This is a genomic window from Corynebacterium sp. p3-SID1761 (genome assembly GCF_055862885.1).
On record NZ_JBSQBJ010000009.1, the window covers coordinates 1 to 25719 of the forward strand.

Here is a 25719-nt window from a genome sequence, read left to right on the forward strand (position 1 = left end):
AACATCCAGACCCGGCTTCACAGTCACCGTGCCATCCTCGTTAACAGTCGCCCACGCCGGAGCACCCTCACCGGCTGCGAACTTCGCACCCTCAGCCACGTCCTCCGGCTTCGCAGCGGTCTGCTCATCACCCTGCTTCACGGTCACATCCGTGTACTGCGGATCGTGGATCTCGTTAGCGGGCTTCACGGTCACGGTAACCACAGCAGTAGTGCGGTCAGCAGAGTCATCTCCGTAGATGACCGTCACCGGGATCTTGTACTCGCCCGGCTTAACCTCGAGACCCGGACGTGCCTCGAGGCTGCCTTCTTTGTTCAGAGTGACCCAGTTCGGTGCGCCTGCACCCAGGGAATACTCAGCGTCCGCAGTGCTGCCCTCAGGAGCAGCAACAGTGGCGGTCTCTTCCTGCTTTACCTCGATCGGCTTGTAGGTCGGATCATGTAGCTCGTTGATCGCGCGCTCCGTGACCGTGACCTTCAGCTCGCCATTGTCGATAGTGCCATCGGGGTAGGTGATGGTGACTGGTACGTCGTAGTTCTGCGGAGGAACATCGCCATCTGGGTTCAGTCGAACTACGCCCTGGTCGTCGATTGTTGCCCAGCTGGGAGCATCCTCTGCCAAGGCAAACTTCGTGCCCTCTGGCAGTCCTTCGATAGCGGGGGACTTTGCGGAGCGGTTCGCTTGAACGGTGATACTACCGAGCTCAGGGGAGTAGATCTCGTTGTCCGGCTTCTTAGTGACAGTCACCGTAGCGGTTACATCGTCCGTGGAACCATCCGTGTAGGTAGCAACAACTGGGATCTGGTAATTGCCAGGCGCGACCTGCAGGTCCGGCTTTACAGTAATGGTGCCGTCCGGGTTGACGGTCGCCCATGCAAGAGCGCCCTCTCCAGCAGCGTATTTCGTACCCTCGGCAGCCCCCTCCGGTGCAGCAACTGTCGCGTTGCTCTCCTGCTCCACCTTGGTGGTGCCGGTGTACTTCGGATCGTGAATCTCGTTCTTCGGCTTCACAGTAACGGTGACGTTCACAGTGGTGTCATCGCCAGACTTATCCGGGTAGGTCACCTGCACCGGAACGGTGTACTTGCCCGGCGCAACATCCAAGCCCGGATTCACAGTTACCGTGCCGTCAGCGGCAACCTTCGCCCATTCAGGAGCACTAGCACCAGCGGTGAACGTCGCACCCTCAGCCACGTCCTTCGGAGCCTCGACGGTCTCCGTATCCTGCTGCTTCACGGTCACATCCGCGTACTGCGGATCGTGGATCTCATTATCCGGCTTCTTCGTGACGGTGACCTTCAGCTCCGTCTTATCGGCGGACTGATCCGGGTATTTAACAACAACCGGGACAGTGTAATCGCCCGGCTTAATCTCCAGCCCCGGCTTCACGGTCACAGTGCCGTCGGTATTCACGGTTGCCCACGCCGGGGCACCCTCACCGGCTGCAAACTTCGCACCCTCAGCCACGTCTTCCGGCTTCGCAGCGGTCTGCTCGTCACCCTGCTTCACAGTCACATCCGTGTACTCCGGATCGTGAAGCTGATTATCCGGCTTCTTGGTGACAGTCACCGTAGCGGTCAGATTGTCCTTGGAACCATCGGCGTAGGTGGCAACAACTGGGATTTGGTAATCGCCAGGCGCAACCTGCAGGTCCGGCTTTACAGTAATGGTGCCGTCCTCGTTGACAGTCGCCCACGCCGGAGCACCCTCACCAGCAGCGTACTGCTTAACATCACCAGCCCCTTCCGGTGCGGCAATAGTCGCGTTGCCCTCCTGCTCCACCTTGGTGGTGCCGGTGTACTTCGGATCGTTCAGTTCGCTCTTCGGCTTAACAGTGACCTTCACCTTCACCACGGTGTTATCCACGGAGGTATCCGGGTATTTAACAACAACCGGGACAGTGTAATCACCCGGTTTAACGTCCAAGCCCGGGTTCACAGTCACAGTGCCGTCCTGACCGACGGTCGCCCACCCCGGAGCCTCTGCACCCTTCGCATAGGTGGTACCCGACGGGGCAGCAGCAGAGTTTGTGGAGGTCGCCGTATCCTGCTGCTTGACCTCAATGTCCGCGTACTTGGGCTCGTTTGCCTGAGCGTCGCTGCCCACCTGAGTCGAGCCCAAGGTCTTGAACTGATCGGTCATGCAGGTGACCTTCAGTCCTGGGGTCTTCCAGAGTAATTTGCCAGCGATACCTTGCCCCCAAACCATGTTGCTGGCGCTAACACGCCCCAGGTTATCCAGCTTCGGGTACTTCTTCGGCGTCTGGACTGCAAGGGTCCCCGAGCTCTTCGCCTTGAGCTTAAGCTTGAGCTCCTGGTAGCTAATCGTAACCTTGCTACCAGACTTGCTGGGCTGCATCATCCCATAGACTTCCAGGAGGCGACCGTTCAGCGTAGTTCCAGGCAGATTAGATTCGACCAATTCTGCGTCTGCGGAAAGAGCGAAACGAATCCTATTCGCCTTGGTGTTACCTTCCTCAAAGCTAGGCTGTCCGGGCACGGCGTCAGCCTGCTGATTCACGATGGACACCGGATCGATTTTGATCGTGACATCAATTTCCTCGCCCGGGCGGGCACTCTCAGGCATCGTCACGTGCATGCCAGTCGAGATGTCATAGTTCTCATTTCCCATACCCCCACCGGCATAGACGTTACAGCGGAAATCCAGGTTCGTATCCTGCGTCTTGTTGGCGGTCGCGGCCTGGGCAGCGGATGGGGACAGTGGAGATTCTGGAACCGCAGAGACGGTCAAGATCATGCTGGCTGCAGCCGCGACAGCAATCATTGCGCGGCGGGAACGAAGGTGCATCATAAGTGCTTCCTCAATTTAGAATGAGTCAATCCGAAAGCATGACGCGGCAGAAGCGTCATTCGCTGCTGAATTTACGCCCCACTCCCAGGAAGTTCCACCCGTATTCATATTCAATCTTAATCTATTACTAATTTTTACCCCCGTTTCCTTATCAACCCCCGCTCCCACTACTCTTAATCGTCCCACATCTCCGGCGGCTGCCACGGTCGATCCACCGTCGGACGTAGAAATGCAATGGCCGACTCACGCGAGTAGCCACAGATCTGCAGGGCGTCCACAATAATCGAGCGACACTGCGCCAACACCACCGTGCCCGACAACCCCGTCCCCTCCGCAATATGCAGATCCGCCTCCGCACCAAGCTTTTGCAGGGCGCGCACGATCTCCGGGATCTCCACCGCCTCATCGCGCGTACCACGGGTGCCGCCCTCGGCGAACAACGCACCCAAATGCCCCAATTCGTTGGAAATGCTACGCATCAGCTCAATCATCTCCTCCGGTGGCTCGATCTCGTCCAGCATCATGATCTCCGCCCGGCGCGCCAGCACGCGCGTGTTGCGCATGACATTATCCACGGGCACCAGGATGCGGTTCATCGTCTTCGCATGCCGTCTGGCCGTCCAATAGATCGGGGATACCGCCACCACTTCCGATCCCCCGCCCACGTTCGTTAGCAGTGCATTAACGTTGGTCTGCGTACCGCGGGCAACCTCCAGCGCCTTGGTAATCTTCTCCGCCTTGCGTTCCTCCATCCCCTGAGCCACATCATCCAACACCAGCGAGGCCTTAGACACCAGCGTGGAGACCTCCCGCCGGGCCGGGCGCAGCGGCGAATTCGGCACCAAGGCCAGAACCAAAATGCCAATCACACCACCAACCAGCGCATCCACCATGCGGTCGAAAGACCCCGAGGTGCCCGGAGGCAGGATCGTCGCCACCAACACCGCAGAACTGGAAGCCTGAAAAGCCACGGAGACGGACTTATCCACGAACGTCGCCACCAGAATTGCCACCAGCACCACCACTGAGACCTGCCAGTAGCCACTGCCGATATTGCTAATCAGCACATCACCGATACCCACACCCACCGCGGCGCCCAGCACCAGCTCAAAACCACGGCGCAAGCGCTTACCTGCGCTAACCCCCAAGCTCAACACCGCAGCGATCGGCGCAAAGAAAGCCTGCTGGTGGCCGCAAACCTGCACCGCAATAAGCAGCGCCAGCCCAGCACCGATTGCACACTGGATCGCAAAGACCAGACCCTCACGCACGCGGATCATGCCCTGCACAGGAGCAATGCGACGCAGGTTCCGCGCAGCGGCACGCACGCCGGGGCGCAGGCGGTTGGCCGGCTCGCCCCACATTTCCTTTGCGGTTCGTGGCCGCCGTTGTGGTTCTGCCATGCCCGCCAGTCTAGGTGGTCACATCCGCCCACACTGCCAGATGGTCCGTGCCGAGGATGCGCTTAGTCCCGCCACCCAAGCACTCACCGGTAGTCATGATGTGGTCCAGCCGAACCACAGGGAACACCGCCGGCCACGTCGGCGTGTGCGCCAGGTGCCCCGTACAGTCACTGAGCTCAAAATCGCGGTAGCGCGGGTGGCTGCGCGTAGCGTTGAAGTCGCCAGCCAGCACCAGATGGCGTCGGGAATTGGCCCAATCACTCAAGTTCGCCAGGTCGCGCTCCCACGCCGTACGATACTCCTTGACCGGCGCCACTGCGTGCACACCCACGAACTCGCTGTTGCCATGCAGCGGCGCGTTCACCCGGGGTGTTTGGAAACGGGTAAGGTCGCGCACCATGTTGCCGTGCGCCCCTGTTTTTTCTTTATATGACGCCGACACCAAGCCCACGACATTATCCGCCCGATCGTTGCCAGGCCGCGGCTTAGTCAAAGGCAGATAGCCAGTTTCCTCCGCTACGCTATCCACTTCCTCTTCATTCGTTTCCAAGAGGAAGACGACGTCCGGTTTGAGTTCCTCAATCGCACGGGCGATTCGCTTATCGTCAGCTTTCCCCCAGTATGTGTTGAGGGAAAATACTCGGGTGGAGTTGTGGGCGTCCGAAAAATTGGGGGCAGGTACGCGCGGGACGATCAAGACCGCCAACACAGCGAGCACCGCGCACAGCGCCGCGCGGCGAACTGAATTCAGAATGCCCAGGCCGGCGGCAGCCAGCACTCCGGCGACCCACGCGCTGGCTTGGATTTCCGCGACAAAGGGCCACGATGCGGTGGTTTGCGCGGGCCATAGGATGCTGGACATCCAGACGATCGCCACCACGACTGCGGCGATGCACAGGTTGCGGTTCGCCGCCGGGTGGGGCGTCGGCTGGGAGAATGAACGGCGTTTGCTCAATTTCCTATTGCAGGGGGATCACTAGCGCTCAGTAGAAGAGGCACCGGAGCCATCCAGCCCCAGGGCTGGAGCTGCGGCAGGATCACAGTCGTGCAGCAAGTTCAGGCAACGCACGACCTCATCGTCCTCACCGAGGGCGCGGGCGGTCTGCACCAATGCGCCAATTGCGCGGAGCACTCCCCGGTTAGGTACGTGATCCCAAGGCACCGGACCGGTGCCACGCCACGCGTTACCGCGCAGCGCATCGAGGCCGCGGTGGTAACCGGTGCGAGCGCAGGCGTAGGCCTGTACGGGCTGTCCTTCGGCCAGTAGAACCTCGGCCAGGGCGGCCCAGGCACCGGAATCCTTCAAGTTGGCGGAGACGGCCGCCTCCAAGGACTCGCGGGACTGTGCGGATGATTCCACCGCAACCGCACTGGCTAGTTCCTCCGGCAGACGCACCTCCGGGTGCTCTGCGCCGAAGAGATCTCGACTGTGACGAATCTGTTCTGCCATGGCTCCAGCGACGCTTACTTTGCGACGGAGGTGCCGGCAGAGTGCAGGTCGTTGCAGGCCTCAACAACGCGGACGGACATCGCTTCCTCAGCCTTCTTCAGGTAGGAGCGCGGATCGTACACCTTCTTGTTTCCGACCTCGCCGTCGATCTTCAGCACACCGTCGAAGTTGGTGTACATGTGGCGTGCAACCGGGTTGGTGAACGCGTACTGGGTGTCCGTATCAACGTTCATCTTGATAACGCCGTAGCGCAGCGCCTCTTCGATCTTCTCCTTCTCGGAGCCGGAGCCACCGTGGAAGACGAAGTCGAACGGCTTGTCGCCCTCGGACAGACCCAGCTTCTTCACGGCAGCCTTCTGGCCCATGTCCAGAACCTCCGGGCGCAGCTTCACATTGCCCGGCTTGTACACGCCGTGGACGTTGCCGAAGGTTGCGGCCAGCAGGTAACGACCGTTCTCGCCGGTCCCCAGAGCATCGACAGTCTTCAGGAAGTCCTCTTCGGTGGTGTACAGGTTGGCACCAGCCTTGGCCTCCACGCCGTCCTCTTCGCCACCCACGACGCCGATCTCAACTTCGAGGATGATCTTAGCCTTCTGCGCATCCGCCAGTAGCCCCTTGGCGATCTCCAGGTTCTCGTCGATCGGAATAGCGGAACCGTCCCACATGTGGGACTGGAACAGCGGGTTCTCGCCTGCCTCCACGCGCTTGCGGGAGATCTCCATCAGCGGGCGCACGTACTCGTCCAGAACTTCCTTCTGGCAGTGGTCAGTGTGCAGAGCAACGTTCACGCCGTAGTGCTTCGCAGCCTGGTGTGCGAAAGCCGCCAGAGCCTCCGCACCAGCAACCATGTTCTTCACGGCCAGGCCAGAACCGAACTGGGCGCCGCCGGTGGAGAACTGGATAATGCCGTCGGACTCAGCATCTGCAAACCCCTTCAGAGCTGCGTTGATGGTCTCTGAAGAGGTGCAGTTGATAGCAGGGTATGCGAAGCCATTTTCCTTCGCATTGTCCAGCATGTCGCGGTAGACGTCGGGGGTTGCAATAGGCATTTCGATGCTCCTTCAAATCCTTGACTAAGGCAGGTTGGTCTCCGCCAACAATTATGCCGACAAATTCCACACCGTGCAGTCGCCTCCGGTGAATACTCCCCCTACTCCCCCGGAAGATTCGCTTGGATAGCCTTCGGGCTTGCCTACTGGCCCGCCTGGATCGTGCGTACTACCGCTTCCATGAGCATCCAGCCGGAAAGCTGCACCGAGAGGTCCCTTTCTGCAATGTCAGAGCTCGCTACCGCCCCGGCAATTGTCGCCCCGACCAAGCCGCCGGACTGTGGCATGGTCGCATCCGTTCCCCAATCTGCGGAGAACACCGGCAGGCCATCGACCTCTAGCCGGTAACGCCACACCTTTTCGGCTGTGGCCAACACAATCCGCCGGGCTATGGCCACAGATTCAGCGCCGTGCCGACCTGGCGTCGGAACGCACTCAACAACAAGAGAAAGATAACGCGCAAGAATGCCATTAAATAGGCCGCCGTCCCCGCCCGCCGTGCGCACGTTAATGGCACCGTCGCGGTCGGTTAGGTGCGTTTCGATTGCGCGGAGGAGGCCATGGATGCGGGTGATTTCTTTGACGCCCACTTCTGAGACTTCTTCATCTCCAACCCCGGCGGCGCGTCTGCGCGCACGGGCGAGCTCCACGAGCGCGCCCAGAGTGACACCCTGACAATAAGGGTGCACCGCTGTGACGGGTTCTGGGCCGGCCATCCGCATGTGGATACCGTCCATGACCAGGCCATCTTCGTTGATGAGGTTGTCGAAGGTCCAGTCGACGAGCCGTTCCGCGGTGTCGATGTCTCCATTGCGGGCGGCCAGAATGGCAGCGGGGCCGTTGGTGGGGACGTTGTAGAAGGTCTCATTTGTGCGCCACGGCAGCACGCCGGTGAGGCTGTCCACGCCCTCGAATATGTTCTCCATCAGGGGCTCTAGGTCGCGCGGGGTGCCGAGTTTTTCCTGGATTTTGGGGGTATTTGCCACCCGCTGCAGGGCCAGCGCGAGCCACGCCTTGTCATCGTAATAGTGGTTGGCGGTCAGGCGGCTGATGTTGCGGAGCCGCATGGCGCGGATGTGGCGCTGGATGGCGCGGATCCGCGAGCTGGTGGGGCGGCGGAGAGCAGCATCGATGACGTTGTCGATGTAGTGGGCTTGCCACCAGTAGTGCCAGCGGACAAACATGCGATCGCGGGTGGTCGGCGGCCAGGCGATGACGCCCAGCGTGGTCCGCGGGATACCCCAGAGCCGGCTGGCGTGGCGCTCGTTAATCGCCTGGTAGGCCAGGTCTGCGCGGTGATCCCAGAGTTCCAAGAGTTGCTGTTTGGGATCGGCTGCGGCTGTAGTTTCCTTGTCACCAGCGGCAGCCTTGACGTCGCTTTTCTCTCGCTTGTCTGGAAGTTTGAACACTTCTGCACACCTCACTAGGTTGTCGCACTTCTGCTGTTCCGCCGTAGTGCCCCGGCTTCCACTGCAGACCAGTCTATCTACAGGCTCTCCGCTGCTGCATGCTGCTGTCCGCTGCTGCATGCCCGCAATCCCTGCTTCCCAGCCCTCATTACAGCCCCCTTCACAGAGGAAAATGTCGCTAGAACGGGAATGCGTTAAAGACAATCTCTTTCAACTACACAAACATGCAGGTCACGGCGCTAACGCTTTGTGCCAACCAGCCTGCACAACCAGCAGATTCCCGATTCAACGACATCCCCCCCCAAAGACGGCCAAATAGCCCCAGCTACCAGGCCTTATCCAGGTCCGCATGCTGGCGGATCCATGTATGCATCGCAATCCCCGCCGCCACACCGGCATTAATGGACCGCGTCGAGCCGAACTGTGCAATCGACACCGTCATGCGGGCAGCGTCCTGCGCCTCCTGGGAAACACCCGGCCCCTCTTGGCCAAACAGCAGCAGGCAGCGCTCCGGCAGTTCCGCAGTTTCCAGCGGAACGCACCCCGGGGTGTTATCCACCGCCACCACAGTTAGCCCCTCCCGGGCAGCGAACTCCAACACATCCGCAACCGTCGCATGATGCTGTAGGTGCTGGTAGCGGTCAGTGACCATCGCTCCCCGCCTGTTCCAGCGCCGCCGCCCCACGATATGCACGGTATCCACCGCAAACGCATTGGCAGTGCGCACAACCGTGCCAATATTCGAGTCGTTTTCGAAGTTCTCGATGGCGATATGCAGCGCGTGCCGCCGCGTATCAATGTCCTGAATGATCGCGGACTGCCGCCAATAGCGGTATGCGTCAACCACGTTGCGTGTGTCCCCGGTATCCAGCAGTTCGGGGTCGAAGCGCGGATCCGTCGGACGGGGCTGGTCGGGATACTCATCCTCCCAGCGGCGCACGCCATGGGGATGCTCCAGCCATTCCGTCGGCCCGGGCTTATCGTGTGCTTCGGGTGAAGTGGGCGTCATAGAAAAACTAAGCAAGCCCCAGGTCAGACAGGCCCAGCAGCGAGCGGTACTCAACCCCCTCGGCCTCAATAACATCCTTGGCGCCCGTCGCGCGATCCACAACTGTGGCCACACCAACAACAGTCGCGCCAGCCTCGCGAGCTGCGGCAACGGCTGTCAGCGGCGAATTGCCGGTAGTCGTCGTGTCCTCGACGATGAGCACTCGCTTGCCTTCAATGTCCGGCCCTTCGATACGGCGCTGCATGCCGTGCTTCTTAGCCTCCTTGCGCACAACAAAAGCGTCGATGGATTCCCCATCTGCGTGCATAATCGCCGTCGCCACCGGGTCCGCGCCAAGAGTTAGTCCGCCGACGTGCGCGTAATCCCAGTCCGCAGTCAGTTCACGCAGCAGCTCTCCGATCAGTGGAGACGCCTCGTGGTGCAAGGTAGCGCGACGCAGGTCAACGTAGTAGTCGGCCTCCTTGCCGGAGGAAAGCGTTACACGCCCGTGTACGACCGCCAGCTCTTTCACGAGTTCAGCAAGGCGCTGCTTCTTAGCTTCATCAATCATTGCGGTTTCTCCTTCTGGTTGCTGCTGGCTACTGCCTGGTTACTGCTGCTTACTGCTGATCGTCTTCGACGATCTCGCCGTCGACGGTTTCGTACTCGATCGGTTCGATAGGTTCGGGGCGGGCGTGGCGTGCTTCTGGCGCGCGATGACGCCCCCTGCTCCGTCGCCGTTGCGTCACAGGAGACAGGCGCACTGCAGTGGACTTAGTCTCCTCGACTTCCGCGAACTCATCGAAGTCCTCGAGCTCATCAAAAATTGTGGCTTCTTCCGCATCATCGCGGATGACCCGCGCGTATTGGGAAAAATGGGAGCTCATGTGTTCCGGATCTTCGCCCAGTCGCGGGATGCCTCCATCGCGGCGGCGCCGGCGCCCTGCGTGTGGGTCGTCATCCGCATCTGCGTCGTCGTAATCGCCTACGGCGAAGCTTTCGAAGCTTTCTGTATCCCCGCCTTCCCAGCGCGCGTGCGTTCGGGAGGGGAAGGCCACCGGCTCAGCGGGGCGAGTGATGTCGGGGCGTTCTGGGTTCGGCACCTCGGAGTGCGCGGCAACCTCTTCGGCCTGCTCTTCAGCAGCGCGGGCGGCGGTCGTGTCGGCTCCCTCGCCTTCAGCAGTGCCCTCGCCCCCGCTGCTGGTATTGCCATCTGGAACGGCCCGCAGGTGCGCGCGACGAGAGGAGGTCTCTGCAGCCTGCTCCTCAATCGCTTCCTGGTTCACCGGATCATTGGTGTGCACTTGCAGTGGCCCGCCAGGCAGCGGTCGCAGCTGATCGGCCACGAACATCTCCAACGGCGCACTGGTATGTGCCGGGGGTAGCACCATCGCGGCATCCACCAGCGAGCGCAGCTGTGGGAAGATCGCCTGCCACACGTGGAAATCTAGTTTCCGGGAGACCCGCACTACCGTCCAATTCTGCCCCCACGCCACATCCGTCGCGACCTGCGAAAGCGCGGCCAGAGCATCCTCCACGCGGGCATCCAGCATGCGGTCGAGCGCGCGGACGTCGGTGGTATAAGCCGCGAACGGCGGCTGATCCAGCAAGTCGGTTCGCCGCATACCCGCAGGTTGCGCTCCCCCTGCTGAATAAAGCACCTGAACTGGTGATTCTTCCACTCGCCGCATAGCCATCAACGTGGAAGAACCGAGGTCACCGATATGCACCTGGTGCCCGTCGATGAACCCGCTCACAACCTCTCGCAAGGTTGGCACCCCGCGCTGGTGGTCGCCGGTGATGGTGACGGGCCAGTCCCGCGCAACCTCACTGTCTTCCTTTGTGTATTCGAAGCCGTTGTCGGCTGCCCATTGACGACGCCGCCTGCGGGGAAAACCGAAAGCCGCCATCGCTGGCGCGGGAGCGGACGAGCGCGCGGGAACAGGTTCCTTTTCAGGCGTTTCCTCTTCCCCAGACCAGTCGTCAAACTGGGGGCCATCCCACGCCTCAGACCACTCTTCACCGTCTGGGTTGTCGGTGCTGTCTACAGCGTCCCCGTAATCCGGGTCGTCCTCCCAGTACTCGTCTTCCGGGTAATCCCCGTCGTACCCGTAATCCTCAAAGTCCGAGTATTCCTCGTAGTCCTCGTACTCCTCGTTTTCCAAGCCCTTTTCCAAGCCCTCTGGGTCTTCGGTGTGTACTGCGCCTTCTGCGCCCTGCGCTACGCCAGAGCCTGCGCCCTCGGCCTTTTTTGCGCGCAGCAATAACCACACGGCGAGGCCCAACAAGGCCAAGCCGAGGAGTAACGCGAAGATGGAACCGCCCATAGAGACTGTGAGGAAAGCTGAGGAGTTGGAGTACTGAGTACTAAGAGCTGACTTACTCGTTAGCCGCCTGGTAAGCCTCAGCGTCCATCAGATCACCGGACTCGGTGACCTTTACCTCGTACAGCCAGCCCTCGCCGTAGGGATCCTCGTTGATCAGGCCAGCGTTATCCTCCAGCTCCTCGTTGATAGCTACAACCTCGCCGGAAACGGGAGCGTAAATATCAGATACAGACTTGGTGGACTCGACCTCACCGAAAGCCTCGCCAGCCTCAACCTCAGTACCGACCTCAGGCAGTTCAACGAAAACGATGTCGCCCAGTGCCTCAGCGGCGATGTGGGTGATACCCACGCGCACGGTCTCGCCCTCCACAACGGCGGAGGTGTTAACCCACTCGTGCTCCTCGGAGTACAGGAAATCAGTTGGCAGTGCAGTCATTGTTTTTAGCCTCTCTTTTTCAAACTTTTGCGGTTATTTGTGGTTATCTGCCCAAACCATACACCAGCGGACAGACAACCCTTTTTCGTTACTTTTCGCGGGAGTAGAACGGCAGCGCCACAACCTTGTATTCGAAGCGCTTACCACGAATATCTACCTCAACAGTTGCACCCTCGGCAGCCGCACCGGAATTCACAGCAGCCTTCGAGACATACGCCATAGCCACCGGGTGTCCCAACGTCGGCGACAGCGCGCCGGAGGTCACGGAACCAATCGTGGTCTCGCCTTCCGCTGCGTACACCTCGTATCCCTCGCGGGCAGCGCGGCGTCCTTCGCCCACCAAACCGATCAGGGTCTGCTGGGTGCCCTTGTCCTTAGCGGAAACGATGGCGTCACGACCAACGAAAGAATCCTTGGACTTCGTCGCAGCAAGAATACCCAGCCCTGCATCAACCGGCGTCAGCTTCAGCGACAGCTCGTGGCCGTACAGAGGCATGCCCGCCTCCAAGCGCAGAGTGTCGCGGCACGCCAGGCCGCAAGGCAGGCCGCCCAGCTGTCCGGCCACGTCCATAGCCTTCGTCCACACAGCCTCCGCGCCATCGTTGTCCACGATCAGCTCAAAGCCGTCCTCGCCTGTGTAGCCAGTGCGCGCAACCAGTACCGGCTGGCCTGCGGCAATCCCCTGGAATGCCGCGTAGTAGCCCAGCCCCTCGATGGCCTCTGCCACGGTCTCGCCCGCACCGGATGCCTCAGGAGCTTCCACCACGTTGTCTACGATTTCCAGCATCGCCTGCGCGGCCTTCGGCCCCTGTACGGCGACCATAGAGGTCTTCTCCGACTCGTTTTCAACCTCTACATCGAAACCTTCGGTACGGCTCTGAAGTGCGGAAACTACGTTATCCACATTGCCTGCATTCGGCACGATCAGGAATTCATTATCTCCCAGGCGGTAGGTAATCAGATCGTCGATAATGCCACCGGATTCGGTGCAGATCATCGAGTACTTCGCCTTGCCGATCTTTACCGCGGACAGCTTGGAGATTAGCGCGTGATCCAGGTACTCCGCCGCCTGCGGTCCAGTCACGCGTACCTCGCCCATGTGGGAAAGATCGAATACGCCCACGGACTTACGCACTGCGTGGTGCTCATCAAGTTCGCTGCTGTACTTCAGCGGCATATCCCAACCGCCGAAATCGGTGAAGCGAGCGTCCAGCTTCTTGTGTACTTGGTACAGCGCGGTCTTCTTTAGTTCGGTCATATCTTATTCTCCTTCTTCTCGTTTTTTATGACGCCCCTAGGCCCCAACGATCCTTAGTCTTCGTTAATTGCGAAGTCTTCCAAGGGCGGGCAGGTGCACACGAGATTGCGGTCGCCATAAGCATTGTCGATACGACGCACGGGCGTGAAGTACTTGGTGTGCCGCAGGCTGGCCACTGGGTATGCGGCCTTAGCGCGGCTGAAGTGTCCACCGGATACAGCTTCCTCGAAGTCGTCCCGCACAACAGAATAAGCGGTAAACGGCGCATGGCGCAGAACGGACTGCTCGGCGGTCACCTTTCCGTCGATGATCTCCTGGATCTCGTCGTAAATGGTGACCATGGCCTCGATGAAGCGGTCCAGCTCCTCCTTATCCTCCGACTCGGTGGGCTCCACCATCAGGGTGCCGGCCACGGGGAAGGCCAAGGTCGGTGCGTGGAATCCGAAGTCCATCAGACGCTTGGAGACATCCTCCGCGGTAATGCCGGAGGCCTTCGTCAGCTCGCGCAGATCCAGGATGCATTCGTGGGCGACCAGGCCGGTATCGCCCTTGTACAGCGTCGGGTAGTACTCCTCCAGCTTTCGGGAAACGTAGTTAGCGTTGACCAGCGCCATGCGGGAAGCCTCGGTCAGTCCCTCGTCACCCATCAGAGCAATGTAGGACCAGGTGATCGGCAGCACGCCTGCGGAACCGTACAGGGCACCCGAAACCGGCTGACCAGTTTGCAGGGCGGCATCCCCGTCCAGGACGTCGGCGTTCGGGTCGGCGGGCAGGAACGGAATCAGGTGCTCCGCTACACAGACCGGGCCAACGCCCGGGCCACCGCCGCCGTGCGGGATGGTGAAGGTCTTGTGCAGGTTCAGGTGGGATACGTCGCCGCCGAACTCGCCCGGCTGGGCCAGACCCACTAGGGCGTTCAAGTTGGCACCATCGACGTACACCTGGCCGCCAGCTTCGTGGACCTTCTGGCACACGTCGCGCACCTGCTCCTCGAACACACCGTGGGTGGAAGGGTAGGTCAGCATGATGGCGGCGGTCTGCTCGCCGTACTTCTCCAGCTTGGCCTCCAGATCCGGGACGTCGATAGAGCCGTCCTCGGCGTTCTTCACAGCAACCACCTTCAGGCCCGCCAGGGCTGCGGAGGCGGCGTTCGTGCCGTGTGCGGAAGCCGGGATCAACACAATGTCACGCTGGTCGTCGCCACGGGACTGGTGGTAGCGGTGGATAGCCAGCAGACCTGCGAACTCACCCTGGGAGCCCGCGTTTGGCTGAACGGAAACCTTGGCGTAACCAGTGATCTTCGCCAGGCGCTCTTCCAGATCCTCGATCAGCTCAATCCAGCCCTGTGCCTGCTCCGTCGGAACCTGCGGGTGAATGCCCGCAAAGCCCGGCCAGGTGATGGGCTCCATCGAGACCGCTGCGTTCAGCTTCATGGTGCAAGAGCCCAGCGGGATCATGGTGCGATCCAGCGCCAGGTCGCGATCGGCTAGCTTGCGCATGTAGCGCATCATCTGAGTCTCGGAGTCAATGGAGGTGAAAATCGGGTGGGTCAGGATCTCCTCGTCAGCCGCGCGCAGCACGCCGGCCTGCCCCAGTGGCCCGGCGGTAACGTCGAAGCCCGCGGAGGTGACGTCGCCGGTGCGGGAACCCAGCACCTCGATCAGCTTGGCAATGTCCTCATCCGTGGTGGACTCGCCCACCGAGATGCCGACAAAGGAATCATTGACCTGGCGCAGGTTGTAGCCTGCCTCTGCTGCGGCGCGCAGAGCCGTGGGGGCGTCGCCCAGAGAGGAACCAGACACATCAACGGTGACAGTGTCAAAGAAAGTATCGTGCGCCAAGGTCAGGCCAGCCTCGGACAGACCAAGTGCCAGGGCGGTCGCACGAGCGTGGATGCCCTCCGCGATTGCGCGCAAGCCAGCCGGGCCGTGCCAGACCGCGTAGAAACCGGCGACGACAGCCAGCAGAGCCTGGGCGGTACAGATGTTACTGGTGGCCTTATCACGGCGAATGTGCTGCTCGCGGGTCTGCAGAGCTAGACGATAAGCCGGGGTGCCCTCTGCGTCCACGGATACACCCACAATGCGGCCCGGCAGCTTGCGCTGCAGGTTCTCGGTGCAGGAGATGAAGCCTGCGTGGGGGCCACCGAAGAACAGCGGCACGCCGAAACGCTGAGCCGAACCGACGGCGATATCTGCACCCTGGGAGCCGGGAGAGGAAAGCAGTACCTGAGCCAGTAGGTCGCAGGCGACCGTTACCAAGGCCCCGGCGGCCTTTGCTGCACCAATCACACCGGACAAGTCGCGCACGCGCCCCGTGGAGCCGGGGTTGGAAAGTACGACGCCTACCAGGTTCTCGTAGTCCTCGAAAGAGACATCATCAGCCAGATCTGCCACCTCCACCGGAATGCCCGCAGCCTCGGCACGAGCCAGGGTGACGGTGATGGACTGCTGGTGCAGGGCAGAATCCAGCAGCACCACGCCGCCCTTCTTAAAGGCCTTTGCGTTGCCGCGTGCCATCAACTGCACGGCCTCAGCCACGGCAGTGGCCTCATCCAGCAGGGAGGCACCGGCGACCGGCAGACCGGTCAGATCCTGCACCATCGTTTGGAAGTTCAGCAGAGCTTCCAGGCGACCCTGGGAAATCTCCGGCTGGTACGGGGTGTAGGCGGTGTACCAGCCCGGGTTCTCCACCACGTTGCGGCGGATAACGGCCGGGGTGATTGTGTCGTAGTAACCATTTCCGATCAGCTGCTGCTTCTGCACGTTCTTATCGGCGAACGCACGCAGGGCGGCGAGGGTATCAGTCTCGTCCAAGGGCTCCGGCAGACCGATCGGGCCGGCCTGGCGGATGGACTTCGGCAGGGCATCATCGGCCAGCGCGGCGGTGGATTCATAGCCCAGGTAGTCCAGGATCTCCTTGGTATCAGCCTGGTTCGGGCCGATATGACGCTGAACGAAGGGGGCAGAGTTACGGCGAGTAGCAGTAGACATTGCTTTTTCAGGGACTTTCCGGTCGTAAGTGCACGGTCGTAAAAAGGAGCCCTCCCCACTCTGTCGCTTGTACCTGAGAGCTTCACCCGGGCAACCCGGCTTTTCTCCTTCGGCGCCCGCGTGCACACGACTGCGCGCAGGTCTTTCCAGAGTTGCCTCACTGCGACGGTTCTTGGGGCCTGAGAGTGTCCCGGGGAGGAATTGCTCCGTCGGCGGCCGACGCGGTTCAAGCGCCGAGCCTCTCCCACCACAGCTAAAAGCGGCAAAAACATATGCAGTTTTCCCCCACATCATAGCGGGCGTGGGTCGGATCACTAAAGAATCCCAGCAATGGGGAAAATCTCATTCTGGCTCCGTACCCCCGCTTGAACCGCCAAAATGTTACGCATGGCAAAACTTCCTAGCTTCCTCCCCCACGCTCTTCCCGCCGTTAACGGCGGAGTCGCAATCGTCACTGGCGCGTCCTCGGGCATTGGACGCGCCACCGTCGCCGCCCTCGCAGAGCTTAAATCCAGAGCTGCTCCAACCTCCACGACCACTTACGCCCCAACCCACATCATCGGTACCAGTCGAAACCCCGACACCATCACTAACCCTGTCGATGGGGTCGATTACCTCCCCCTCGACCTGGCTGACCCTGCCAGCATCGACGAGTTCACCTCTTCTGCCCTGAGCTACGGCCCACCCACTGTGCTCGTCAACAACGCTGGCGAAAGCCAATCCGGCCCCTTGGAAGAGCTCCCCTATGGTGCCCTGCACCGTTTATTTGAGATCAACGTGCTGGGACAAGTGGGCGTCACCCAGAAAATCCTGCCGGAAATGCGACGTAACGGAGCAGGACGCATCGTGATGGTCGGCTCGATGCTGGGCTCATTTCCATTGGCCTACCGCAGCAGCTATGTCGCGTCGAAAGCCGCCATCAAAGGCTTTGCTTTCGCCGCCCGGCGCGAAGTCAGGCCATTTGGCGTGGGCATTTCCGTGGTCGAGCCTGGGTCGATCAACACGGGGCTTTCCACGCGGCGCACCAAGTACGTGGATCTTAATGGTCCCTACGGCGCCGAGTTCTCCACCATGCTAAAGAACCTGGATAACAACGAAGCCAATGGCATTTCGGCGGAGCGCGTGGCCATGGAGATCCTCAAGCCCATCACCACGCCTCGCCCTCAGCCGCTGTATGCGACGGGGTCGATGGCGCCGGTGGTGTTCCCCCTTTCCCGCGTGCTGCCGACAGCGGCTATGCATTGGCTCATCAATCGCAAGCACGGACTCTAAGACTCTTAGCTGTGCTAGGTTCTAAAGCTGGTGTCCCAGACGTCCTCGACCGGCTCCTCCTCCCAGCCAAAGAACTCATCGTCGAAATCGCGACCGCGACGAGTAGACCAGTCATCCCAGGGTGCGGCGAACAACGCCAAAATGCCCGCTCCCACAATTCCCGTGATCATCAGCGCCCCGGCCAACGTGATCAACCAGATGGTCGAGTGGAGATAGAAGACGAACATCAGCAGCAACGTTCCGATCAGCCCGACGGTCGCCAGCACAACGTATAAGCGATTCACAGGGTGCCGTCGGTGCCCGTAGCTATTGCGCATGGTGGCCAGAAGCGGCCATACCTGCACCCCAATCAGCACGACAAAGAAAACACCGGCGATCTTCTGAACCTGTTGCGGGGTGAAGATATCCACCGCACCGGACAGCGCCAGGAGCATCCCCAGCGTCGCAACCATGCTCAGAAATTTACGTACCATCGCCCGCGGACACCCCTACACCCAAAACAGGTTGTCGCCGCCCATCACGGGCTCGCCCGACATCACGTCTATCTTTATTTCCGACGCCCCCATCTGCAGCCCCAACACCATCACTACCGGGTCGAATCCCATCCGGCCCAGCTCCCGGGGAGTGTAAGTGCATAGGGGTGTTCCCTGTCGTACTATGTCGCCTTCCTGGACATGTACATCGAAGCCTTGCCCACCAAGGCGACCGGTATCCACGCCGAGCTGCATAAAGATGCATGGCTGGTCGGCCAGCATTTCCGCATGGCGGCCGTCTATGGCATGGGTACCAGAATCCGGGCGGAGGGTGGCTGGCAATGACTGGGCTTGAATGACATACATGTTCGGCGCCACGCGCTTCATCATTCCGCCAATGGGTGCGAGCGCTTGTACAACCTCCACGCCTGCGTCGGGGATTACGGCTATACCTGCGCCGATGGTGCCAGTGGCCAGCACGGGGTCGGGAACGGAATTGAGGCTAACGGCAGTCCCCGCCAGCGGGGTCACAACGGGATACTGAACTGGCAGCTCCTGTTGCAGGCCGGGCCTACGGGGATCCTGTGCGAAACGGGGATCCATACCTCCAGAGTCTAACCGCGTGCGATGGGTCGCGAGGAGGAAGCGGACCATTGAGACCAACCTCCTACGAAGTTTTTGGCTCCTGGCAGTCCCGCGTACTCCATTGCGGCAATAAACAGCGAGGAGTGCAGCCCGGATCCGGAGTAAACACACACGTCCTCACCACTGGTCACACCATGGTTGGCAAGGATCTGCCGGATCTCCTCCGGGGATCGCACCTTGCCGCTGGCGCTGCTGTCGCGCTCGCTACGGTTCTGGAATAGTTCCTTAACCGGAATGTTGATGGCTCCCGGAATGCGACCGGCCTGGTGGTCGAAGCGTTCCTTCTTGCCAGTGAAGCGAGAATTCTCGCGCGCATCCACCAGGATGTGATTCTCGCGCCACTCATTCACCTCGTCGAGTTCAAGGGTGGGCATGCTACCCGCACGAACCTCAGTGGTACCGCGGCCGCGCAATGCACCGATTCCGCCTGCGACGTCTCCGCCCGCCGCCTCCCACGCGCCTGTGCCGCCGTCGAGGATGCGGACGTTCTGCACACCTGCCCAACGGAAAACGAACCAGGCGCGAGCTGCATAGAGGTTGGCGCCGGCGTCATAAATGTATACAGGGCGACCATCCGTAATACCCCAATCGTTAAAGCTCTTCTGCAGCTCCTCGGGGGCGGGCAAAGGGTTACGTCCGACATGGCGGGAAGGGATGGAGGCCAGGTGCACCAGGGGGTTACAGAACATGGCGCCGGGAATGTGCTGGCCTACATAGGCCTCCCAGGCGCTGTTTTCGGTGCGCGCCCAGTGCGAGTCGATCACGGTCATACGCTCGCCCCGTTTGAATGCTTCTAGCATTTCCTCGCCGGTGACGAAGGGGCTAGCGGGCAGCTGTTGGGCAATAGGGTTGCTCATAGTTGCCAAGTCTAGAACCCCGCGTGCGCCGATGTTGCATACGTGTGGCTACAGTGGCGCTCCGTTACTCCGGTGCCCTATTGTTTATGCGCCTTACTCTTGTGCCACCGCGGCAGTTTTGCCGGGACGCCTTCCTGTTCTTTCTGGGAACCAACCCCGCACCGCCGCAAATCCGATGATCGCAATCGCTGCCACCGTCGCAATCCCCCCAATACCCCAAGCGAGTCCGGCTATCACGGCAATGGGTGCCACAAAATTCATGCCGATTTCGAAGGGAGCGAAGCCGACGTAGGCAATGCCATATTCATTCATGGTGCCGGACTTCAGATCCGGGTCCACGATCTTTAGCAGTGCAATACCTGTAGCCACTGCCGCGGTTGCCCAACCCCAACCAAAGATGCCGCGTTCTAGCCACTGATCGCCGAAGAACATTGGAGCGAAAACGAAGAAGAACAGGCAGCAGTAGGCAATGCCCAGCACGAACAGAATCAGCAGGGGCACTAGGTAGTTAGCCACCGCGTCCGGCTTAATTGAGGCAATGCCGAAGGCGATCATAAAGTCCGTCGACGCTCCGGAAATGGACTTCACGGTTTGCTGATCCAGGTACTTCGGACGTCGAATCACATGCAGGAAGACCTTGCCTCCGATACCGACCACGAAGGCCAGGGCAAACAGCGGTACGGAAACATCCGGGAAGAAGTGCCCGATGATCTGCTGACCGATGTAGGCAAACATGACGGTCACTGCAATGAAACCCGCATGCAGGGCAAGCGGCTCGATCGAGGATGGGTTTGTGGTGGCTCGGCCGATCGAGGGCTGTTTTTCCTCGTCTTCAATGTGACCCGAACGCAGTTCCCATGGCAGTTTCTCCGGCAACGTGGATGTGCGACCTGTTCGGATGCCCCAGTTCGCGAAGATGATTCCACCAATGATGGCGGCCAGTGTGCCGACGGTGGCGGAGGTAAAGCCCAAGGACATGGCGGCGTCCGCACCATGATCCCCAAACGCGCCACCGACGGCCGCAGCAGTTCCGAATCCACCTACGAAGCCGACGGGCAGCATCATGCCGAACCACTCCGGGGTGTCGAAGATGGGACCGAAGATGAAGATGCCTAGCAGGATGAATAGGCCCCACTGGCCGAGGAACATAGAGGTGGAAAATCCCCACATGTTCTTCGCTTTCGATGCATCGTTCGACGCGAAGGACATGCTGTACGGCATCGAGGCGAACACCACGGCAATTAATAGTGTGGAATAATCGCCGAGGGCTCCCGAGAACGGCAACCATCCCAGCACCTCGGGGCCGAAAATCAGAGCCAGCAGACCCGCAGTAATCGGCGCGGGAATCAGCAGGTTGCGGAACCATTCGAAGTGACGCCTCATAAACGTGCCGATAATCAGTAGCACCGAAATCATGCCGACATCCATCAGCAGGTCAAAGACCGTAAAGTCCACGAGGGCTCCTCTTCACTGTTTCTCTTCTCTTCAACGTTGCTGGAAGTCTATCGCACCTTCTTATCGACGCCCGCACATCCACCTCGCTCGTACGCCAGACAACATGCTGAGTGTTCGGTAAGTTAAGGCTGTGCATTTCTTTGTGGTCAGAGGAACAATTCGCCGTTGCATGGCATTTCACACCACGAGCCACTAACTGTCGAGAAGAGAAGGAGATCCCTCCCCATGACCATCACTCACGCTCCCGCCCGCTTCACCAACTTGGCCAAACGCATCAGCGCTGCTCTCCTTGCTGGCACGTTGGCTATCACCGGCCTTAGCGCCTGCTCCTTCAACTACGGCTTTGGAGGGGAAGACAAGGTAGCCAAGGAGGACGTTGAGAAAGAGATCTCTAAGCTCGTAAAGGACAAAGCCGGAAAGGCCCCCGAGAGCACCGAATGCCCCGATGGGCTTAAAGCCGAAGAAGGCGCCAAGCTGGAATGCAAGTTCACTTACTCCGGCGCCACCTACTCGGTAGACGTCACCGCTACCTCCGTCGATGGCAAAAAGGTCAATTACGACATTCAGGTCGCCGATCAGCCGGACTAAATCTAGTCAGAAGCGCTAGAACAGCCCAGAAGGCTCGTCCGAATAAGACCACAGCAGGTTCTTGGTCTGCTGGTAGTGCGCGAGCATCATCAGGTGAGTCTCGCGCCCCAGACCGGACTTCTTATAGCCGCCGAAAGCCGCGTGAGCTGGGTAATTGTGGTAGTTGTTCACCCACACTCGGCCAGATTGAATCGCGCGACCAGCCTTGTAGGCAGTCGTTCCATTACGCGACCACACACCTGCACCCAGACCGTATTCCGTGTCGTTGGCGATACGCATAGCCTCGTCAAAGTCCTTGAACGTGGTGACGGCCAGCACGGGCCCAAAAATCTCCTCTTGGAAAAGGCGCATGTCATTCGTGCCCTTGAAGATGGTGGGTTCGATATAAAAGCCACCGCTGCGACCCGAGATCTCATTAATGCCGCCACCGCATAGCACCTGCGCGCCTTCTTCGGGGCCGGCCTGCAGGTATCCAGTGATCTTATCCATTTGCTCCTGGGAAGCCTGCGCGCCCATCATCACATCCGTGTCCAGGGGATTTCCGACATTGATGGACTTCACTCGCTCAATGGCTAGTTCCAGGAACTCTTCGGCAATATCCTCCTGCACCAGCGCGCGGGACGGGCAGGTGCAAATCTCGCCCTGGTTGAGTGCGAACATAGCCAGGCCTTCCACGCACTTAGCGCGGAACTTGTCGTCGTGATCCATGATGTCGCTAAAGAACACTGACGGGGACTTCCCGCCGAGTTCCAGGGTGACCGGGATGAGCTTTTCCGCCACGGCCTTGTTGATGATTTTGCCGACTTCCGTGGAGCCGGTGAACGCGATCTTGTCGATGCGGTCGGAAGCAGTCAGCGCGGCGCCTGCTTCAGTGCCCAGTCCGTTGACGATGTTCAGCACACCCTCCGGGATGATGTCCTGGATAAGCTCCGCGAACAGCAGGATGCTGGCGGGGGTCTGCTCGGCGGGCTTCAGCACGATGGCATTGCCGGCAGCCAGAGCTGGGGCGAGCTTCCACGCCGCCATCAACAGCGGGAAGTTCCACGGGATGATCTGCCCCACCACACCCAGCGGCTCGTTGAAGTGGTAGGCGATGAGGTCTTCGCTGATCTGAGATGTGCGATCTTCCTGGGCGCGGAGGGCGCCGGCATAGTAGCGGAAGTGGTCAACAGCCAACGGAAGATCAGCTGCGAGAGTTTCGCGTACCGCCTTACCGTTGTCCCAGGTCTCGGCGACGGCCATCATCTCCAGGTTCTCTTCAAGGCGATCAGCAATCTTCAGCAGCACTCCGGCGCGATCCTGCACAGAGGTCGCGCCCCAACTGGGCTGAGCTTTTTCTGCGGCGTCGATGGCCTTCTCGATGTCAGCCGTCTTCGAGCGTGGAACCTGGCAGAACACCTCACCGTTGATGGGCGTGACGTTGTCCATGTATTCGCCATCGACGGGTGGTACCCACTGGCCACCGATGAAGTTGTCGTAGCGCTCCTTGAATTTGACGAGGCTTCCTTCGGTGCCGGGATCAGCATAGACGGTCATGCGCGTGCTCCTTGCGGTAACGAGATGGAATATTGAAACTGCAAAAGCTCCACCCCGAATACTCGGAGTGGGAACCTTTTGTCAGCCAATATAGTGACGCTCGTCACTTTTCACGACCATGCTGTTTTTATATTTATGTCGCCGACGGCCCCCGACCGTCACCAGCCTTTAGACCTCACCATCAGCAGCTCCGAGGGAGGTGATGACCAGACCTGCAGCCTCGTCGCCACCGCGATCAACGTCCACGCGCACCGTATCGCCGTCGCGCACGTCCCCAGCCAGTAGCTTCTTAGCCAGCTGGTCACCGATCGACTTTTGAATCAGTCGGCGTAGCGGCCGTGCGCCATAGGCTGGATCGTAGCCGTGCTCGGCCAGCCACGACTGGGCGTCATCAGTAACATCCAAGGTCAAACGGCGGGCCGCAAGGCGATCCGCCAGAGCGCGCACCTGGATAGACACGATGGACTTCAACTGCTCGGAAGACAGTGGCTCGAAGATCAGCACGTCATCTAGTCGGTTGATGAACTCCGGCTTGAAGGCGCGCTTCACCGCCTCCATGACCTCGTCGTCGGTACCGCCAGCACCAAGGTTAGAGGTCAGGATCAGGATGGTGTTGCGGAAGTCCACAGTCCGCCCCTGACCGTCGGTCAGGCGACCTTCGTCCAGCACCTGCAGCAGCACATCGAAAACATCCGGGTGTGCCTTCTCTACCTCATCGAACAGCACCACCGTGTACGGGCGACGCCGCACCGCTTCAGTTAGCTGGCCACCTGCGTCGTAGCCGACGTATCCCGGAGGAGCACCGACAAGGCGAGCGACGGAGTGCTTCTCGCCATACTCCGACATATCGATGCGCACCATGGCGGTCTCGTCATCGAAGAGGAAGTCAGCCAGAGCCTTCGCCAGCTCCGTCTTACCCACGCCCGTCGGCCCCAGGAAGAGGAAGGAGCCCGTCGGACGATTCGGATCAGCCACCCCGGCGCGTGCACGGCGCACTGCATCGGAGACCGCATCAACGGCGCTGTTCTGGCCGACCACACGGCTGCCCAGAACACGCTCCATGTTCAGCAGTTTCTCGGTCTCACCCTGCAGCATCTTGCCGGCGGGCACGCCAGTCCAGGCGGAGACGACATCGGCGATGGTGTCGGGCGTGACCTCCTCGGTCAGCATCATGCCTTCCTGCTGCTCAGCCACAACCTTCTCCGCTTCAGCCAGCTTCTTCTCTACGTCCGGAATATGTCCGTAACGCAGCTCAGCAACCTTGGCGAAGTCACCTTCCCGCTCGGCGATCTCGGATTCGCGACGCAGGTTATCCAGCTCCTCCTTCAGCTCGCGGAGGTTATCGATACTGCCCTTTTCGTTTTCCCAACGGGCGGTCAGCCCAGCGAGCTTTTCCTTTTCATCGGCCAGCTCGCTGCGCAGACGCTCCAGGCGATCCTTGGAAGCAGCGTCCGTTTCCTTGGCTAGTGCCATCTCTTCAATTTCCAGGCGGCGAACCACGCGCTCTACGTTGTCGATCTCCTCTGGGCGTGAGTCGATTTCCATGCGCAGGCGGGATGCGGCTTCGTCGACCAGGTCGATAGCCTTATCCGGAAGGAAGCGGCTGGTGATGTAGCGATCCGACAGGGTTGCCGCCGCCACCAGCGCGGAGTCCTGGATGCGTACGCCGTGGTGCACCTCGTAGCGCTCCTTCAGGCCACGCAGGATACCGATGGTGTCCTCCGCGCTCGGCTCACCAACGTATACCTGCTGGAAACGACGCTCCAGCGCGGCATCCTTTTCGATGTACTTGCGGTATTCGTCCAGGGTGGTTGCGCCGACGAGTCGCAGCTCACCTCGGGCCAGCAGGGGCTTGATCATATTGCCCGCGTCCATCGCGGAGTCGCCGCCGGCGCCAGCACCGACGATGGTGTGCAGCTCGTCAATGAAGGTGATGACCTCGCCCTCGGCCTCCTTGATCTCATCCAGGACAGCCTTCAGGCGCTCCTCGAATTCGCCACGGTATTTTGCGCCGGCAACCATAGAGCCCAGGTCCAGGCTGATCAGCTTCTTGCCGCGCAGGGACTCCGGGACGTCACCAGCTACGATGCGGCGGGCCAGCCCCTCTACGATTGCGGTCTTACCGACGCCGGGCTCACCAATGAGCACCGGGTTATTTTTCGTGCGACGGGAAAGTACCTGGACAACTCGCCGGATCTCCTGGTCACGTCCGATGACCGGGTCGATCTTGCCCTCGCGGGCGCGTGCTGTGAGGTCGGTGGAGTACTTTTCCAATGCTTGGAACTGCCCCTCCGGCTCTTCAGTGGTGACCTTTCGGTTACCGCGCACAGATTCAAAGGCGCCACGGATGGCCTCGAAGGTCGCGCCCGCCTCGTGCATCGCCTTTGCGGCGTCGGAATCACCCTTGGCGATACCGGCCAGCAGCACCTCGGTGGAGACATAGGTGTCTCCCAGCTGCTCCGCCAGTTCCTGAGCGGCGGTCAGTGCGTTCAGGGCATCACGGTTGAACTGCGGGTTTGCCATCTCGCTACCGGATGCCTGCGGGTATCCAGCTACCAGGTTCTTAGCCTTGGCTGCAATGGTCTGCGGCTGTACACCTGCAGCCTGCAATACGGGCAGGGCAATGGAATTATCCTGCTCCAGCAGCGCAACAAGCAGGTGCGCTGGTCGGATGTCTGGGTTGCCCTTGGCGGAGGCATCCTGAAGTGCAGCCTGCATTGCAGACTGGGTCATGGTGGTGGGGTTGAAGCTCGACATTTCTACATCTAC

Annotated in this window: 20 protein-coding genes and 1 riboswitch; of the genes, 2 read left to right on the top strand and 18 right to left on the bottom strand. The window is 60.5% G+C overall.

The features are described 5' to 3' along the window. The 12 genes from ACWXWJ_RS05945 to gcvP all read right to left on the bottom strand — a co-directional run. The coding region (locus ACWXWJ_RS05945) for a Rib/alpha-like domain-containing protein (protein ID WP_473963823.1) at positions 1–2811 on the bottom strand (2811 nt) is incomplete at its 3' end. Positions 2812–2984: 173 nt separating this feature from the next. Continuing rightward, entirely contained in the window at positions 2985–4214 is a 1230-nt protein-coding gene (locus ACWXWJ_RS05950; RefSeq protein WP_473963824.1) for an FUSC family protein, read from the bottom strand. A gap of 10 nt (positions 4215–4224) precedes the next feature. Beyond that, positions 4225–5169 (bottom strand): endonuclease/exonuclease/phosphatase family protein, encoded by a 945-nt coding sequence (locus ACWXWJ_RS05955; RefSeq protein ID WP_473963825.1) that lies wholly within the window; start codon positions 5167–5169, stop codon positions 4225–4227. Positions 5170–5190: 21 nt separating this feature from the next. Next, entirely contained in the window at positions 5191–5664 is a 474-nt protein-coding gene (locus ACWXWJ_RS05960; RefSeq protein ID WP_473963826.1) for a DUF3151 domain-containing protein, read from the bottom strand. Positions 5665–5678: 14 nt separating this feature from the next. Then, positions 5679–6713 (bottom strand): class II fructose-bisphosphate aldolase, encoded by a 1035-nt coding sequence (gene fbaA / locus ACWXWJ_RS05965; RefSeq protein WP_293790665.1) that lies wholly within the window; start codon positions 6711–6713, stop codon positions 5679–5681. A gap of 143 nt (positions 6714–6856) precedes the next feature. Then, positions 6857–8122, bottom strand: coding sequence for a glycoside hydrolase family 76 protein (locus tag ACWXWJ_RS05970; RefSeq protein WP_473963827.1), 1266 nt, complete (start codon positions 8120–8122; stop codon positions 6857–6859). 325 nt (positions 8123–8447) lie between these two features. Continuing rightward, positions 8448–9131, bottom strand: coding sequence for a TrmH family RNA methyltransferase (locus ACWXWJ_RS05975; protein ID WP_293790664.1), 684 nt, complete (start codon positions 9129–9131; stop codon positions 8448–8450). Positions 9132–9138: 7 nt separating this feature from the next. After that, positions 9139–9681 carry an orotate phosphoribosyltransferase gene (gene pyrE / locus ACWXWJ_RS05980; RefSeq protein WP_293790663.1) on the bottom strand — a complete coding sequence of 181 codons (543 nt, stop codon included), beginning with the start codon at positions 9679–9681 and terminating at the stop codon, positions 9139–9141. Positions 9682–9730: 49 nt separating this feature from the next. Next, the gene (locus ACWXWJ_RS05985; protein WP_473963828.1) at positions 9731–11437 is read right to left on the bottom strand and encodes a hypothetical protein; all 1707 of its coding nucleotides are present in this window, start codon (positions 11435–11437) and stop codon (positions 9731–9733) included. A gap of 52 nt (positions 11438–11489) precedes the next feature. Next, positions 11490–11873: a glycine cleavage system protein GcvH gene (gcvH, locus tag ACWXWJ_RS05990; protein WP_293790661.1), complete on the bottom strand. Its 384-nt coding sequence runs from the start codon at positions 11871–11873 to the stop codon at positions 11490–11492. 88 nt (positions 11874–11961) lie between these two features. Further along, entirely contained in the window at positions 11962–13131 is a 1170-nt protein-coding gene (gene gcvT / locus ACWXWJ_RS05995; RefSeq protein ID WP_473963829.1) for a glycine cleavage system aminomethyltransferase GcvT, read from the bottom strand. 53 nt (positions 13132–13184) lie between these two features. After that, positions 13185–16124, bottom strand: a complete 2940-nt coding sequence (gene gcvP, locus ACWXWJ_RS06000; protein ID WP_473963830.1) for an aminomethyl-transferring glycine dehydrogenase — start codon at positions 16122–16124, stop codon at positions 13185–13187. Between the two features lie 50 nt (positions 16125–16174). Then, positions 16175–16284, bottom strand: a riboswitch (glycine riboswitch). A 227-nt stretch (positions 16285–16511) separates the two neighbouring features. On the opposite strand from gcvP, the gene ACWXWJ_RS06005 reads away from it, so the two are divergent. After that, a complete protein-coding gene (locus ACWXWJ_RS06005) occupies positions 16512–17396 on the top strand; it encodes an SDR family oxidoreductase (RefSeq protein WP_473963831.1) in 885 nt (294 codons plus the stop codon). 14 nt (positions 17397–17410) lie between these two features. Here ACWXWJ_RS06005 and ACWXWJ_RS06010 read toward each other — a convergent pair whose 3' ends face one another. The 4 genes from ACWXWJ_RS06010 to ACWXWJ_RS06025 all read right to left on the bottom strand — a co-directional run bounded on the left by ACWXWJ_RS06010 (position 17411) and on the right by ACWXWJ_RS06025 (position 20826). Beyond that, positions 17411–17848, bottom strand: coding sequence for a hypothetical protein (locus ACWXWJ_RS06010; protein ID WP_473963832.1), 438 nt, complete (start codon positions 17846–17848; stop codon positions 17411–17413). Positions 17849–17884: 36 nt separating this feature from the next. Beyond that, positions 17885–18472, bottom strand: coding sequence for a PTS sugar transporter subunit IIA (locus ACWXWJ_RS06015; protein ID WP_473963833.1), 588 nt, complete (start codon positions 18470–18472; stop codon positions 17885–17887). A gap of 11 nt (positions 18473–18483) precedes the next feature. After that, a complete protein-coding gene (locus ACWXWJ_RS06020) occupies positions 18484–19371 on the bottom strand; it encodes a sulfurtransferase (protein ID WP_473963834.1) in 888 nt (295 codons plus the stop codon). 93 nt (positions 19372–19464) lie between these two features. Next, positions 19465–20826, bottom strand: coding sequence for a sodium/glutamate symporter (locus tag ACWXWJ_RS06025; RefSeq protein WP_473963835.1), 1362 nt, complete (start codon positions 20824–20826; stop codon positions 19465–19467). A gap of 225 nt (positions 20827–21051) precedes the next feature. Here ACWXWJ_RS06025 and ACWXWJ_RS06030 point away from each other — a divergent pair, with 225 nt between their 5' ends. Further along, the gene (locus ACWXWJ_RS06030) at positions 21052–21414 is read left to right on the top strand and encodes a DUF4333 domain-containing protein (RefSeq protein WP_473963836.1); all 363 of its coding nucleotides are present in this window, start codon (positions 21052–21054) and stop codon (positions 21412–21414) included. A gap of 15 nt (positions 21415–21429) precedes the next feature. On the opposite strand, the gene exaC is transcribed toward ACWXWJ_RS06030, so the two are convergent. Both exaC and clpB read right to left on the bottom strand, forming a co-directional pair. After that, positions 21430–22950 (bottom strand): acetaldehyde dehydrogenase ExaC, encoded by a 1521-nt coding sequence (exaC, locus tag ACWXWJ_RS06035; RefSeq protein WP_473963837.1) that lies wholly within the window; start codon positions 22948–22950, stop codon positions 21430–21432. A gap of 168 nt (positions 22951–23118) precedes the next feature. Continuing rightward, positions 23119–25707 carry an ATP-dependent chaperone ClpB gene (clpB, locus tag ACWXWJ_RS06040; RefSeq protein ID WP_448306903.1) on the bottom strand — a complete coding sequence of 863 codons (2589 nt, stop codon included), beginning with the start codon at positions 25705–25707 and terminating at the stop codon, positions 23119–23121. Positions 25708–25719 lie beyond the last annotated feature (12 nt).